The organism is uncultured Sphaerotilus sp. (genome assembly GCF_963924895.1).
Taxonomy (GTDB): Bacteria; Pseudomonadota; Gammaproteobacteria; order Burkholderiales; family Burkholderiaceae_C; genus Sphaerotilus.
On record NZ_CAWURG010000015.1, the window covers coordinates 158,213 to 172,466 of the forward strand.

At 68.6% G+C, this 14,254-nt stretch carries 14 protein-coding genes; 7 read left to right on the forward strand and 7 right to left on the reverse strand.

Annotated features, from left to right (window positions below; all coding sequences use genetic code 11):
- The first annotated feature begins 38 nt into the window (after positions 1-38).
- Together AABN02_RS06765 and AABN02_RS06770 are read left to right on the forward strand one after the other, a co-directional pair.
- Positions 39-1,583 carry an oligosaccharide flippase family protein gene (locus tag AABN02_RS06765; RefSeq protein WP_338414154.1) on the forward strand — a complete coding sequence of 515 codons (1,545 nt, stop codon included), beginning with the start codon at positions 39-41 and terminating at the stop codon, positions 1,581-1,583.
- A gap of 172 nt (positions 1,584-1,755) precedes the next feature.
- The gene (locus tag AABN02_RS06770) at positions 1,756-2,829 is read left to right on the forward strand and encodes a glycosyltransferase family 2 protein (RefSeq protein WP_338414155.1); all 1,074 of its coding nucleotides are present in this window, start codon (positions 1,756-1,758) and stop codon (positions 2,827-2,829) included.
- A 35-nt stretch (positions 2,830-2,864) separates the two neighbouring features.
- Here the strand turns inward: AABN02_RS06770 and AABN02_RS06775 are convergent, their stop codons facing one another.
- The 5 genes from AABN02_RS06775 to AABN02_RS06795 all read right to left on the reverse strand — a co-directional run bounded on the left by AABN02_RS06775 (position 2,865) and on the right by AABN02_RS06795 (position 8,269).
- Positions 2,865-4,052, reverse strand: a complete 1,188-nt coding sequence (locus AABN02_RS06775) for a GNAT family N-acetyltransferase (protein WP_338414156.1) — start codon at positions 4,050-4,052, stop codon at positions 2,865-2,867.
- Positions 4,053-4,172: 120 nt separating this feature from the next.
- Positions 4,173-5,099: an arginase gene (gene rocF / locus AABN02_RS06780; protein WP_338414157.1), complete on the reverse strand. Its 927-nt coding sequence runs from the start codon at positions 5,097-5,099 to the stop codon at positions 4,173-4,175.
- Positions 5,100-5,101: 2 nt separating this feature from the next.
- Entirely contained in the window at positions 5,102-6,007 is a 906-nt protein-coding gene (locus tag AABN02_RS06785) for a TIGR00730 family Rossman fold protein (RefSeq protein ID WP_338414158.1), read from the reverse strand.
- Positions 5,988-6,767, reverse strand: coding sequence for a HesA/MoeB/ThiF family protein (locus AABN02_RS06790; protein ID WP_338414195.1), 780 nt, complete (start codon positions 6,765-6,767; stop codon positions 5,988-5,990). Before AABN02_RS06790 ends, AABN02_RS06785 begins: the two co-directional genes overlap by 20 nt.
- Before the next feature lie 38 nt (positions 6,768-6,805).
- Positions 6,806-8,269 (reverse strand): S41 family peptidase, encoded by a 1,464-nt coding sequence (locus tag AABN02_RS06795; protein ID WP_338414159.1) that lies wholly within the window; start codon positions 8,267-8,269, stop codon positions 6,806-6,808.
- 264 nt (positions 8,270-8,533) lie between these two features.
- Here AABN02_RS06795 and AABN02_RS06800 point away from each other — a divergent pair, with 264 nt between their 5' ends.
- From AABN02_RS06800 to AABN02_RS06820, 5 genes are all read left to right on the forward strand, one after another.
- Positions 8,534-8,830 carry an AbrB/MazE/SpoVT family DNA-binding domain-containing protein gene (locus AABN02_RS06800; RefSeq protein WP_338414160.1) on the forward strand — a complete coding sequence of 99 codons (297 nt, stop codon included), beginning with the start codon at positions 8,534-8,536 and terminating at the stop codon, positions 8,828-8,830.
- Positions 8,827-9,243: a type II toxin-antitoxin system VapC family toxin gene (locus tag AABN02_RS06805; RefSeq protein ID WP_338414161.1), complete on the forward strand. Its 417-nt coding sequence runs from the start codon at positions 8,827-8,829 to the stop codon at positions 9,241-9,243. Before AABN02_RS06800 ends, AABN02_RS06805 begins: the two co-directional genes overlap by 4 nt.
- Positions 9,240-10,106, forward strand: a complete 867-nt coding sequence (queF, locus tag AABN02_RS06810; RefSeq protein ID WP_338414162.1) for an NADPH-dependent 7-cyano-7-deazaguanine reductase QueF — start codon at positions 9,240-9,242, stop codon at positions 10,104-10,106. Before AABN02_RS06805 ends, queF begins: the two co-directional genes overlap by 4 nt.
- The gene (locus AABN02_RS06815; protein ID WP_338414163.1) at positions 10,103-10,477 is read left to right on the forward strand and encodes an ArsC family reductase; all 375 of its coding nucleotides are present in this window, start codon (positions 10,103-10,105) and stop codon (positions 10,475-10,477) included. The genes queF and AABN02_RS06815 overlap by 4 nt, the downstream gene beginning before the upstream one ends.
- A 325-nt stretch (positions 10,478-10,802) precedes the next feature.
- Positions 10,803-13,187 (forward strand): PBP1A family penicillin-binding protein, encoded by a 2,385-nt coding sequence (locus AABN02_RS06820; RefSeq protein ID WP_338414164.1) that lies wholly within the window; start codon positions 10,803-10,805, stop codon positions 13,185-13,187.
- A 5-nt stretch (positions 13,188-13,192) separates the two neighbouring features.
- On the opposite strand, the gene AABN02_RS06825 is transcribed toward AABN02_RS06820, so the two are convergent.
- Positions 13,193-13,732, reverse strand: coding sequence for a M48 family metallopeptidase (locus AABN02_RS06825; RefSeq protein ID WP_338414165.1), 540 nt, complete (start codon positions 13,730-13,732; stop codon positions 13,193-13,195).
- The gene (locus tag AABN02_RS06830; RefSeq protein WP_338414166.1) at positions 13,729-14,238 is read right to left on the reverse strand and encodes an outer membrane protein assembly factor BamE; all 510 of its coding nucleotides are present in this window, start codon (positions 14,236-14,238) and stop codon (positions 13,729-13,731) included. Before AABN02_RS06830 ends, AABN02_RS06825 begins: the two co-directional genes overlap by 4 nt.
- Between the last annotated feature and the right edge of the window lie 16 nt (positions 14,239-14,254).

Consider the following 14,254-nt stretch of genomic DNA (forward strand, 5'->3'; position numbering starts at 1 on the left):
CCGGGCTGCACGACGCCCCTGCCCGTCAGGTTGACACGATGAGCAATCAGTTTGGCGCCAAGGCCATGCTGCGCTCGGCCTTGCTGATGACGGGGTCGACCTATGTCGCCTATGCCGCCGGTCTGGTGGCCAGCATGCTCGTGGCGCGCGGGCTCGGTCCCGCCGACTTCGGCCGCTATGCCTACCTGATCTGGCTGTCGGGTGTGCTGGTGCTGCTGATGAACCACGGCCTCACCACCTCCGCCATCCGCTTCGTCTCGGAAACCCTCGGGCGCGGGGACAGCGCGGGCGCGCAGGCGCTGCACCGCTGGTTCCAGAAGCGCCAGGGCTGGTCGCTGCTCGTGGTGGGTGGGCTGTTCCTGGCGGGGGTCCCGATCCTCAAGCCGGCCGGCTGGGAAGGCCACCTCACCTACTTCGCCTTCGTGGCACTGGTGGCGTCGGCGACCAAGGCCTGGTACCTGTTCAGCATTTCGGTCGCCAAGGGCCATGGGCGCTTCGGCGTCGAGGCCAGTTCGGTCAGCGCCCTCAGTCTGGTCAATCTGGTCGGCGCCGGTGTGCTGGCGGCGATGGGGGTGCCGCTGGAAGGCTTCATGCTGCTGTTCCTGCTGATTTCGGTCGCCCACCCCATCATGGCGACGTTCCAGTTGCGCCGCGCCGACATCCGCAAGGGTGGAAGGGACTGCGAGGAGACGCTCCTGCAGCGGGTCCGCCCGCACCTCTTCTGGACCATGGTGTCCACCTTCGTCTTCGCCTTCAGCAACAAGGCGGTCGAGACCTTCCTGCTGAACAAGCTGGCCGGGGCGGAGGCCGTGGGCTTCTTCACCATCGCGGCCACGCTGACCCGCGGCGGGGTCGAGTTGCTGTCCACCGGACTCACCACGGTGCTGATGCCGATGATGGCCAACGCCTTCGGTGCAGGCGGGCGGGACCGCGTCAACCGCATTGCCGGCGACGCCGTCCGCTATTTCCATTTCCTCGGGCTGCTGCTCACCGGCGTGGGCTTCTTCTGGGCCACGCCGGTCATTTCGCTGATGTACGGCGACAAGTACGCGCCCGCCGCATTCGCCCTGCAGATGATGGTGATCATCCGCGGCTTCACCCTCTCCCACGCAGCCTTCGGCGCCCTGCTCTCGATCACCGACAACCAGCGCCTGCGCGCGGCCGAGTCGTTCTTCGCGGTCGCCGTCAGCACAGCCGCGGCCCTGTGGCTGGTGCCGACCTACGGCCTGCAGGGCGCCATCTTCGCGCACATGCTGTCGACGGCCGCCGTGTTCCTGTTCTCCTTCGCCTGCGTCCGCGTGGTGCTGAAAGTGCCCCTGCCCTACGGCGATGCCGCACGCATGACCGCCGCTTCGCTGAGCGCCGCAGCGATCTCGATGGGCGCGCTGATCGCCACCGACGCGCCCTCGTCGCTGCACCAGATGCTGGTCGGCATTCTCTACGTCCTGACCTATCTGGCCGGCACCCTGGTCTTCAAGGTCTGGAACCAGTACGACCTGGCCATGCTCGGCAATCTCGGCAACCGGATTCCTGCATTCAAGCGTCTGGCCTTTCTGCTGATTCCCTGGGCACGCCACGTCTGAATCCGGAAAAAACGGCTGCAACCTTCGGTGAAACTGAGTGTCGAGTCGCGTGGTGTTTGATCCATGCTGATTCGAAGTGGGAAAACTTTCCTTTTTGTGTGACTTCTGAAATCATCCACGAGAGTAGAAGTAGTACCACTTTGCCCGTGAGGGCACTCCGGAGCCCGAAGCCATGTCAGGAGTTTCCGTCAGCCCACCCGGGCTGATCAGCGTCGTCATCCCTGCCTACAACGCGCAGCAGTCCCTGCCTGCGACCTTGGACAGCCTCTTTTCCCAGACCTGGCCGAACATCGAGATCATCGTCGTGGACGATGGCTCCACCGACAACACCGCCGCCGTGCTCGCCAGCTACGGCGACCGCATCCGCACGGTCCGGCAGCCGAACGGCGGACTCCCCAGCGCCCGCAGCACAGGTGTGGCAGCGGCCCGCGGCCAGCTGATCGCCCTGATGGACGCAGACGACCTCTGCCTGCCCGAGCGCCTGGCCGTGCAGGCCCGGGTGCTGCAGCAGTGGACGGACGTGGTCCTGTGCTGCAGCGACTTCAATGCCTTCAATGAGCAGGGCGTCGTCGGCCTGGCCTACGCGAGCCACTACTACGCCAGCATCGGTCGTGCGTCCAAGGGCGTGCAGTCCCTGCTGGAGCGGGTCGAGCGCATGGACTTGACGGGGTGCCTGCCCGCCTCGCCGGTCGTCGCCGAATCCGATCGCCAGACCACCGTCTACCGCGGCAATGCCTACCGTGCGATCGCCCACGGCAACTTCGTTCATCCCCCGACGATCATGTTCCGCCGCGAACTGCTCGACACGGTGGGCACTTTCGATGCCGATGCCGGCTCGATGTGCGACTGGGACTGGATCGCGCGTGTGGCCGCCGTGGGTCAGGTCGCCTTCGTGGAACGCCCGCTGCTGGAATACCGGCTGTCCGCCACCCAGATGTCCTCGCCCCGCCACCGCATCAAGGCGAGCACCGACACGCTGCGGGTGGCCGAGCGCATCTGCCGCCGCGACGAGGCGCTCTACCTGGCCGAGTTGCCCCGTTTCCGGGCGGATCTGGGCTTTTTCTGTGCCGATGCGGCCGATGCCGAGGTGGACAACGACAAGTGGAAAGCCGCCCAGCTGCTGTCCCGCAGCGTGGTCCGGTTCGGGTGCGTGGATGCGCTGACGCTGCGGGTGCTGCTCAAGATCCTGACCCCCGCCTGGGCCCTGGCCGCCAAGCGCCACCGCCGGGCCCTGCACACGGCCTGACGCGGCCGGCCCGGCACCGGCGCAGGTGCAGGCGCTCAGTCGGCCTGCGCTTCGGCCGCCGCAGGCGCAGCAGCCACCTTGCGCTGGCGCCGACGCCGCAGCGCCGCTTCCAGATCGAAACGCCAGGCTGAGGTGCGCAGCGTCGTCCAGGTCATCTGCTCGTCCAGCGTCGCCAGATTGACCTTGTAGCGCGACTCGCCGGCCATGAAGTCATAGACGTCGTGGCCTTGGGCGGCGTTGTACTGGGCCGCCAGCACATGGGCCACCAGACCGGGCCGCGCGTGTTTCTCGATCAGGCCGTACTCCAGCCCCGACTGGTAGAAATACACCCGGCCACCACGCACGAAGCTGTAGAGGAAGGCCAGGTCGTGTTCGCCGACGGCGACGCGCAGCAATTGCACCCCGCCGTCCAGCAGGTGCCGCTCCACCAGCGTGCGGTGGAAGCGGGTGAAGAACGGGTTGCTGAACGCGCCCGGCTCGCCCTGCGCCACCCAGTGCGCCTGGTGCAGCGCCGCCAGCCGGTCCAGCCAGTCGAGGCCCTGGGCCACCGTGGTCGCGGCCTCCAGCGTGAGTTCACCGACGCGCCCGTATTCCTTCATGCTGCGCCGGATCTGCGAGCGGCTGTTGGCGCTGATGAGCTTCAGGAAATCACCACCCGCCGCGCGCACTGCCGGCAGGTCCACGGCGTAGGAGCGGCGCACCCAGTCCTCGCGCGTCACCGGGCGCCGTCCGGCCTGCTCCGCGCCCGCGGGCCAGCCGCTGCCCGCCAGTCCTGGCAGCGTCACCTCGGTCACGCCTTGCAATTGCGCCAGCCAGTGGCCGGCCATGGCGACGCGCACCGCATCCGCCTGCTCGGCGTCGAGCAGGAAATCGTTGTGCTCGATGGTGAGGATGTCGAACTCGGGCTGGCCGGTCGCGTGCAGGAAGGCGGTGCTGCAGAAACGCAGCCCGAAGCGCCGGCGGGCCGGTCCATCGACCACCAGCGCCAGCCCGACGAGCTGCTCGCCCTGGCGGGCCTGCAGCAGGCGCGGCTGCACGGTCGGCGGCAGCGTGTCCAGCCAGACGCCGATCCAGGCCCAGGAGGTGAAGAAGCTCGCCCGGGAGCGGGACTCGAGCGCCAGCCAGTCGGCTTGCAGCCGGGAGCGCTCGGGCAGGGGCGTCAGGGACAGGGCGTACGCGGTTCGGGAATCAGAGGGCGAAGGAGTGGAGGTCCGAACAGTCATGCGCGATGGTGGGTGAGGAAGGGGCCTGCGGTGCAGAGGCAACCCGCGGATTGTCGCCGCACCATCCTTCCGCCCGATGACGGTCGGCTTGTCCGATCCCTCGGACTCGCCGCAGCCCCCTCACTTGCGCATCAAGGTACTCTTGCCGAACAGGCTTTCGATCAGATCGACGGCGAGTTCGGCGGTCCGGTTGCGGTGGTCGAAGGCCGGGTTCAGCTCGACCACGTCCAGCGAGGCCAGACGCCCGGTGTCGGCGATCATCTCCATGCAGAGCTGGGCCTCGCGGTAGGTCGGCCCGCCCGGCACAGTGGTGCCCACGCCGGGCGCGATGTCCGGGTCGAGGAAATCGACATCGAAGCTCACGTGCAGGTGGGTGTTGTCGTCGAGCGTGGCCAGCGCCAGCTCCATGGCATGGCGCATGCCCATCTCGTCGATGTAGCGCATGTCGAAGACTTCGAGGTCCTGCTGGTGCACGAAGCGCTTCTCGCCCTCGTCCACGCTGCGGATGCCGATCTGGCGGATCACCTTGGGCGAGATCGCCGGCACGTGGCCGCCAATGCTGATCAGTTCGTCCGGACCGAAGCCACACAGGCAGGCCACCGGCATGCCATGGATGTTGCCGCTCGGCGTGATGGCGCTGGTGTTGAAGTCGGCATGGGCATCGAGCCACAGCACGCGCAGCTTGCGGCCCTGTTCGCGGCAATGGCGCGCGACCGCGCTGATCGAGCCAATGCCCAGGCAGTGGTCGCCGCCCAGCATGATCGGCAGGCGCCCGGACGCCAGTTCGGCGTGCACCGCCTCGTGCGTCAGGCGGTTCCACTCGGCGACTTCGGCCAGGTGGCGGTAGCCGTCGACCGGGGGCTGCCAGGGATTGGCCGGGCCGGCGAGGTTGCCGGTATCGCGCACCTCCAGCCCGTGGGCCTCCAGACGCTCGCGCAGTCCGGCGACCCGCAAGGCTTCAGGCCCCATCGAAGCGCCGCGGGCCGAGGCTCCGGCATCCGTCGGTACACCGATCAGGGACACCACGGTCTTGCGGGTCTGCACCATGCTCACATGTCCTCGGCGAACTTGCCGGTCTGCGTGTCGGGAAGGTCGAAGCCGTAGTGGCTCGACAGGTAGGCCCAGGCCTCTTCGGCAGTCTCGACGAACTGGAACAGTTCGGTGTCGCGCGGGCCGATCATGCCGGTCTCGATCAGCCAGTCGAAGTCGATCAGCCGGGTCCAGAAATCGCGACCGAACAGCAGGATGGGCCGGCGGCGCGACTTGCCCGTCTGCACCAGCGTCATCGTCTCGAACAGCTCGTCGAGCGTGCCGAAGCCGCCCGGGAAGCAGACGAGCGCGATGCTGCGCATCAGGAAATGCATCTTGCGCAGTGCGAAGTAGTGGAACTGGAAGCACAGCTCGGGCGTGATGTAGGCGTTCGGCTCCTGCTCGTGCGGCAGCACGATGTTCAGGCCGATGCTGCGTCCACCCACCTCGAACGCCCCGCGGTTGCCCGCCTCCATGATGCCGGGACCACCGCCGGTGACCACGTAGATCGGTGTCTCGAGCCGCGCCGACTCGCGCGTGACGATGGCCCCGAAGGCCCGCGCTTCCTCGTAGTAGCGGCTCATCTGCACCTGCGTGCGGGCGCGGGCCACCGCAACCGCGTCACCGCTGGCTTCGGCCTCGTCCAGGCGGCTGGCCGCGACGTCCAGCGGCAGGATGCGGGCGCTGCCAAAGATGACGATGGTGGATTCGATGCCCTGCTCGCGCTGCACCAGTTCCGGTTTGAGCAGCTCCAGCTGCATCCGCACCGGGCGCAGCTCCTCGAGCAGCAGGAAATCGTTGTCGGTGAACGCGAGCCGGTAGGCGCTTTCCGGGCCGCTGTAGCGGGACGCCGGCTGGGCGGCGAGGGCTTCTTCCTCCGCGCTGGGGAAGTTGCGGGCTTTCAGGTCAGGATGAGAGTGGTCCATGTCGTTCGGTGTGTCGATCCGCGCAGACGGGGCACGCGGGGTCGCGGCCCATGCGGATCTCGGTCCATTCCATGCGGCGCACGTCGAGCATCTGCAGCCGTCCGGCCAGCGAGGTGCCAAAGCCGGCCAGGATCTTCAGTGCCTCGGCCGCCTGCATCGTGCCGATGATGCCGACCAGCGGCGCGAACACGCCCATCGTGGCGCAGCGCACCTCCGGCACTTCGGCCGAGGGCGGAAACACGCAGGCGTAGCACGGGTCGGCCGCAGCACGCGGATCCCAGACCGAGATCTGGCCGTCCAGCCCGATCGCCGCGCCCGAGACCAGCGGCTTGCCATGCTGCACGCAGGCGGCGTTGACCGCGTGGCGCGTGGGGAAGTTATCGCTGCAGTCCAGCACCACGTCGGCCCGCGCCACCAGCGTGTCGAGCATCGCGGCATCCGCGCGCTCGGCGATGGTGTGGACCCGCACCTCCGGGTTGATCGCCGCCATCGAGGCCGCGGCGGACAGCACCTTGGGCTGGCCGACGCGGTCTTCGGTGTGGGCGATCTGGCGCTGCAGGTTGGTGCGGTCCACCGTGTCGTGGTCGACCACGGTGACCGTGCCGACGCCCGCGCTGGCCAGATAGAGCAGCACCGGTGAGCCCAGCCCGCCCGCACCGATCACCAGCGCGTGGGCCGCCAGCAGCCGCTGCTGCCCTTCCACGCCGATCTCGTCGAGCAGGATGTGGCGGCTGTAGCGCAGCAGCTGGTCGTCGTTCATCTCGTCGAGGGCGTCCAAGCGCAGGCTCCCGCTCACGCTCAGTTCGGCTTCGGCTCGTCGGCCTTGCGCTCGACCTGCGTCTTGGAGGCCACGACCGGCTTGCCCTTCAGGCGGTTGAGCGCCTGCTGGAGCGGGAAGTCCTCGGGCGCGCCGTACTCGGGCAGGCGGGCGACCGGCTTGTCCTTGTCCTTCGCTTCCTTGGCCTTGGCATTCGCCTCTTCCAGCTTCTTGAGCGCCTCCTCGCGGGCCTTCTCGCGGGCAGCATCCTTCTTGTCGGCTTCCGGGCCGTTGATCAGGTGCTTGTCCAGATCGGCCTCGCGCAGGCGCAGCGCGGCGTACGGGCTGCCTTCTGCGGTCTCGTCCACGGGGATGTCGGGCAGGATGCCCTTGGCCTGGATCGACTGGCCGGACGGCGTGTAGTAGCGCGCCGTCGTGATCTTCAGCGAGGTGTTGGGCATCGGCAGACGCGCCATCTCGCTCTGCACCGAGCCCTTGCCGAAGGTCTGCGAGCCCATGATGATGGCCCGCTTGTGGTCCTTGAGCGCGCCGGCCACGATCTCGCTGGCCGAGGCCGAGCCTTCGTTGACCAGCACCACCACCGGCACCGACTTGATCAGCGCCGGCAGGCCCGCCAGCAGGTCGCTGCCGTCCCGCGAATAGAACATCGGCGAGGCCTTGAGCACGCTGCGCGACTCGGGGATCTGGCCATTGGTCGACACCACCACCGCGTCCTTGGGCAGGAAGGCCGCCGAGATGCCGACCGCGCTGTCGAGCAGGCCGCCCGGGTCGTTGCGCAGGTCGAGCACCAGACCCTTCAGGTTCGGCTCGGCGCGGAAAATTTCCTTCAACTGCTCGACGAAGTCGCGCAGCGTCGGCTCCTGGAACTGGTTGACGCGGATCCAGGCGTAGCCCGGCTCCATCACCTTCGAGCGCACGCTCTTGGTCTTGATCTCCTCGCGGATGATCGTGACGGGGAAGGTGCGGTTCTCGGCCTTGCGGTAGACCGTCAGCAGCACCTTGGAGCCGCTCGGGCCGCGCATGCGCTTGATGGCCTGGTCCATGTTCAGGCCCTTGACGGCGGTCTCGTCGATGCGCGTGATCAGGTCACCCGTCTGCATGCCAGCGCGGAAGGCGGGGGATCCCTCGATCGGCGAGACGACCTTCACGAGGCCCTCTTCCATCTCGATCTGGATGCCCACACCCGTGAACTTGCCGCTGATTCCTTCGTGGAATTCCTTGTAAGCCTGGCCTTCGAAGTAGGCCGAGTGCGGGTCCAGCCCGGACACCATGCCGCCGATCGCGTCGCGGATCAGCTTCTTCTCATCGACCGGCTCGACGTAGGAACGCTTGACGAGGTCGAACACTGCCGCCAGCTGCTGCATGTCCTCCAGCGGCAGCGGCGACAGCGCACTGCGCGCCGTGGCCTGCAACTGCATCGTGGCCAGCGCACCGGCGACGGCCCCGACAGCCACCCAACCCGCAACCTTCAATTTGCTACCCATTTTCGGACACCTCTTGCGTTGCAGACCACGCCAGCCTGCACACCATGAATCGATCGGGCAGTATAGGACGGCCCATGCACACGGCCCCTGAACACGGGGCATGCCCCTGCATCCATCCGGCAAGAAGCGGAGGAAATCAGGAGGAATGCGGAGTTTGGACGGCATGGGCCAAGTGCCTGCGCCCTGTCGGCCCGGAGCGCAGAACTCGGTAAACTGGGTGCACCTCCCCGCCACCTTCGACCGACCCACGTCCGAGTCACGCCGATGCACACCGCCAGCCTCTCCAGCAAGGGCCAGATCGTCATCCCCAAGGCGCTGCGCAACGAGTTGAATCTGCTGCCCGGCACCCGGTTCGCGCTGAGTGTCGACGCCGGCCGGCTCGTGCTGGAGCCGCTGCGCGAGCCGGAGTTCGACCTGGACGCGATCCACGCGGCCGTCGACCAGCTCGCGGGCTGCCTGTACCGCCCCGAGGTCGCCCCGACCAGCGCCACCGAGGACGAAGCCGCCATCGTCGCCCTGCTGGGCAGCGAGGACCGCCGCCTGGGCCGGGGCCAGCCATGATCTTCCTCGACAGCTCCGTGCTCGCACGGCTCATCCTGCGCGACCAGCCCGCCGCCTACGCCGCTGCACGCGAGTTGCTGCGCCAGCCCAAGCGCTACGGTGTCACCGGCACCGTGCTGCTGGAGCTGGTCTGGCTGCTCAAGAGCAAGCGCATCGGCAACAACGACCTCAGCCGCGCCATCGCCGCCATCCTGGCGCTGCCCAACCTGCACTGCCCCGACATCGAGGCCGTCTGGACCGCCCAGATGGCCCACACCGCAGGCATGGACTTCGCCGACGCGCTGCACCTGGCGATCAGCGCCGAAGCGGGCGCCACCGGCTTCGTCACCGCCGACCCGCTGCTGGCCCGCCACGCACAGCGCCTGGGCCTGCAGCCGCCGGTCGAGCTGCTTGGCTACCATCCCGAACCATGACCGACCAAGCACCCGCCCACAGCAACCCCGACGCCTCGCCCCTCGGCAAGACGGTGGCCACCTACCGCGACACCTACGCCCCCGAGCTGCTGTACCCGATGTCGCGCGCCCCCAAGCGCGAGGAGATCGGCCTCACCACCGCCAACACCCAAAGCCGCCTGCCCTTCATGGGCGCCGACCTGTGGACTGCGTTCGAGCTGTCCTGGCTCACGCTGCGCGGCAAGCCCGAGGTGGCACTGGCGACGTTCACGGTGCCCTGCGAATCGCCGAACATCATCGAGAGCAAGTCGCTCAAGCTCTACCTCAACAGCTTCAACATGACCCGCTTCGCGTCGATCGACGCGGTGCGCGAGCTGCTGGTGCGCGACCTGAGCGCGGCCACTGGCGTGCGGGTCGGCGTGAAGCTGGTGCTGCCCGAGGCCTTCGACGCGCAGCCGATCCACGAACTCTCCGGCCTCTGCCTGGACCGCATGGACATCGACTGCGACGTCTTCCAGCCCGCGCCCGAGCTGCTCACGGCGGCGCTCGACGAGCTGCCCGTCACCGAGACGCTCACCTCCCACCTGCTCAAGAGCAACTGCCTGGTCACCGGCCAGCCGGACTGGGGCAGCGTGCAGATCCACTACAGCGGCCCGCAGATCGACCAGGCCGGCCTGCTGCGCTACCTCGTGAGTTTCCGCGGGCACAACGAATTCCACGAACAGTGCGTCGAGCGGATCTACATGGACATCCTGACCCGCTGCCAGCCCGTCAAGCTGCAGGTCTACGCCCGCTACACCCGCCGCGGCGGGCTGGACATCAACCCCTGGCGCACCAGCTTCCCCGCGGCCGCGCCCGTCAACGTCCGGACGGCGCGCCAATGAGCCACCCGGTCGCCCTCACGCTGTACGGCATCCCGAACTGCGACACCGTCAAGAAGGCCCGCGCCTGGCTGGTCGAGCGCGGCGTGGCGGTCACCTTCCACGACTTCAAGAAGCAAGGTGTGCCCGCAACAGCGCTGGACGCCTGGATCGCCCAGGTCGGCTGGGAAACGCTGCTCAACCGCAGCGGCACGACCTGGCGCAAGCTCGACGACGCCACCAGAGCCGCGGTCACCGATGCCGCCAGCGCCCGCGCGCTGATGCTGGCGCAGGCGAGTGTCATCAAGCGCCCGGTCGTGCAGTGGCCGGACGGCCGCCACACCGTCGGCTTCAGCCCGGAGCGCTTCGACGCGCTCGGCCAGCTGCTGGGCTGACGCCACCCGGCACGCGCAGCTCGAAGACTGCGGAGAGCAGCCAGCAGCGCGCGGCGCGCGACCCATTCGCCCATCGGCCACAGCGCCCAGCCGGCCAGGCCATGAGGGCCGGTGCGTACGTTGCCAGGTTCATCACCGGCGGGCAGCGTCGATACTTGAAAGGCTCGGTCATCGGCTTAGGCAGAAAATGGCCCTCAGTGTGTACTGAAAAACCCTCATCCCATTCCTTTGGCGAGGCTTGGCCCGCAGCCGCGACGGCTACAGTCGGCGTGCCAACCCACTCCTGCCACCCCAGCTGCGCCCTGCCGTGAAGTCGAATCTCCCCATGCACCGGCGCCGGTGGCAGGCCGTGCGCACGACAGGCAAGATCGTGTTTGGACTCGTGCTGGCCGTGGCCCTGGTCGGCGTCCTCGGCCTCGGCATGGCCGTCGCCCGCCTGTGGCCCGACCTGCCTCCGCTCGACAAGGTCACCCACTACGAACCGCAGCAGCCGCTGGTGGTCTACACCGCCGACGGGACGCAGATCGGGCAGTTCGGTGCCGAGCGGCGCCAGTTCGTGCCGATCGCGGAGATCCCGGCGATGCTGCAGGGCGCCGTGCTCGCCATCGAGGACACCCGCTTCGAGCAGCACTTCGGCATCGACCCGCTCGGCATCGCCCGCGCCCTGCTGGCCAACCTCGGCGGCGGCATGCGCCAGGGGGCCTCGACCATCACGCAGCAGGTGGCGCGCAACTTCTTCCTCTCGCCCAGCAAGACGCTGGAGCGCAAGCTCAAGGAAGCCCTGCTGGCGCTGCAGATCGAGCGCCAGCTCAGCAAGGCGCAGATCCTCGAGCTGTACATGAACCAGATCTACCTCGGCCAGCGTGCCTACGGTTTCGCCGCCGCGGCGCAGGTCTACTTCGGCAAGCCGCTGTCGGCGCTGTCGATCGCCGAGTCGGCCATGCTCGCCGGGCTGCCGCAGAACCCGAGCTACGCCAACCCGGTCACCAACATCGCCCGCGCCCGGGCCCGGCAGGCGCTGGTGCTCAAGCGCATGGAAAAGGTCGGCCTGATCACGCCGGACGAGCACACCGCCGCGCTGACCGAAACCCTGGCGATCCAGCTGCCCACGCACACCGGGGTCCACGCCGAGTACCTCGCCGAGATGGCGCGGCAGGCGGTGGTGGCCCGCTTCGGCGAGACTGCGAACACGCAGGGCTACAAGGTCTACACCACCGTGCGCGCCGCTGAGCAGCAAGCCGCCTACGCCGCACTGCGCGCCACCGTGATGGACCACGAGCGCCACCAGCCCTGGCGCGGCCCCGAGGCGCACGAGACCCTGCCCTTCCTGCGTGGCGCCGAACTGGAGCGTGCCGCCGCCCAGGCCCTGCGCGACCACCAGGACGACACCGACCTGCGGCTGGCCATCGTCACCGAGTCCGACCACCGGGGCGTCGCGGCGCAGCTCGCCACCGGCGAAACCATCCAGCTGAGCGGCGCCGGGCTCGCCCGCGTGCGGGCCGCATTGCTGCCAGACGCCCCCGAGGACCTCGCGATCCGCCGTGGTGCGGTCGTCCGGCTGGAGCGGCGGGACTTCGGCTGGGCCATCGCGCAGTGGCCGCAGGTGCAGGCGGCCTTCGTCGCGCTGGAGCCTGCCAGCGGGCGGCTGAAGGCCCTCGTCGGCGGCTTCGACTTCACGCGCAGCCCCTTCAACCGGGCAACGCAGGCCTGGCGACAGGCTGGCTCCAGCATCAAGCCCTTTCTCTACTCCGCGGCGCTGGAACAGGGCGTGATGCCCGACACCCTCGTCAACGATGCACCACTCCTGGCCACCAGTGCCAATGCCAGCGCCAGTGCCAGCGACAGCGAAACCGCCCTCGCCAGCTGGCAGCCGCGCAATGCCGATGGCCGCTTCGATGGCCCGATCACGGTGCGGCAGGGGCTGGTGCGGTCCAAGAACCTCGTCAGCCTGCGCCTGCTGCAACAGATCGGGCTGGAGAGCGCCCGGGACTGGATCAGCCGCTTCGGTTTCGACCCGGCCCGCCTGCCGAACGACCTGACCCTGGCGCTCGGCTCCGGCAGCACCACGCCGCTGCAGCTGGCCAAGGCCTACGCGATGCTCGCCAATGGCGGCCATGACACGACCCCGGTCTTCATCGACCGCATCACCAACGCGCAGGGCGTGGTCGTGTTCCAGCCACCGCGCCTGCCACCCCGCGAAGCCGACAGCCACGCGATTCCGGTGCGCAACGTCTTCCTCGTCAACTCGATGCTGCAGGACGTCACCCGCGCGGGTGGCACCGCCGCGCTCACCCAGCGCACCCTGCAGCGCAGCGACCTCTACGGCAAGACCGGCACCACCAACGACGCCGTCGACGCCTGGTTCGCGGGCTTCCACCCCAGCGTCGTCGCGGTGGCCTGGGTGGGTTTCGACGAGCCGCGCAGCCTGGGCGAGCAGGCCTCCGGCAGCGCGCTGGCGCTGCCGATCTGGATCGGTTTCATGGACAAGGCGCTCGCCGGATTGCCGGAAACCGATCCCGTCGCACCGGACGGCCTCGTTCGGCTGGGCACCGACTGGCGCTACGCCGAATGGGCCCAGGGCGGCAACGTCGAACGGATCGGCATCGCCGCACCGACCACGGTGGTCGATTTGCTGACAGAGCCTGCCTCCTCAGCGGGTTCCGCCGTGCCCCCCGCATCGTCCTCCTGGGCCATGACGCCGACGATGTGACGGGGTCAGGGTGCCACGCCGTTGCGGACCACGGCCGCAGCGCGCTGGTCCAGGTGCGTCAGGTAGAGCCGCAGGTCGAACTCCAGCTGGTGGTAGCTGGCCTCCATGTGGCAGCACAGCGCGTAGAAGGCCTTGTCGTGCTCGCGCTCCTTCAGGTGCGCGAGTTCATGCACGACGATCATCTTCAGGAAGGCCGCCGGGGCCTCCCGGAACAGGCTGGCCACCCGGATCTCGCGCTTGGCCTTGAGCTTGCCGCCCTGCACGCGCGAGATGGTGGTGTGGGTGCCGAGCGCGTGCTGGATGACCTTGAGCTTCTGGTCGTAGAGCACCTTGGTGACCGGCTCGGCGCTGCGCAGGTAGCGGCTCTTGAGTTCCTGCGTGTAGTCGTAGAGCGCCCGGTCGGTGCGGACCTCGTGCGGCTCGGGATGGCGCCGGGCCAGCAGCGCCCCGAGCTTGTCCTCGGCGACCAGTTCGACCACCTGCGCCTGCAGCTCAGCCGGGTAGCCGCGCAGGTACTTCAGCTTGCTTGCAGCGCCTGGCGTCATCGGGTGCCCGTCTGGGAGAGGTCGCGCGGATCGTCGAGCGAGGCGGCGCTCAGCACCTTGCCACCGAAGTCGTAGGTGACGCGGAAGACCTTGCGCGTTTGCCCATCCTGCCAGCGCCAGTCCCAGACCTCTTCCTTCTTGAGCTGGAAGGCCTGCTTCTCCGCGGGCTGGCCCAGCAGACGGCGCACCTCGGCCACCGTCATGCCCGGCTGGACCTTGGCGAAGTAGCTCGGGTGCAGCACCTGGCGCAGGCCGGCCATCTTGCCGTCCGGGCCGATGGTGATGTAGTAGTTGGTGCTGCCTTCCGGCTGGCGGGTGTACTCGAAGACCCGCGTGCCGTCGTCCAGGCGCTGGATGTCGAGCGGCGTGCCGAACTCGCGCATCACGTCCATCTCGGTCGCGACGCCCTCTTCGAGCTTGGCGATCTTCTGCTGGTCGCAGCCGGTGAGCAGCGCCGCAGCGGCCAGCAGGAGCGGCAGCACGCCGCGGGTGAACAGGTGTTTCATGGTGGTAGTACGTTCT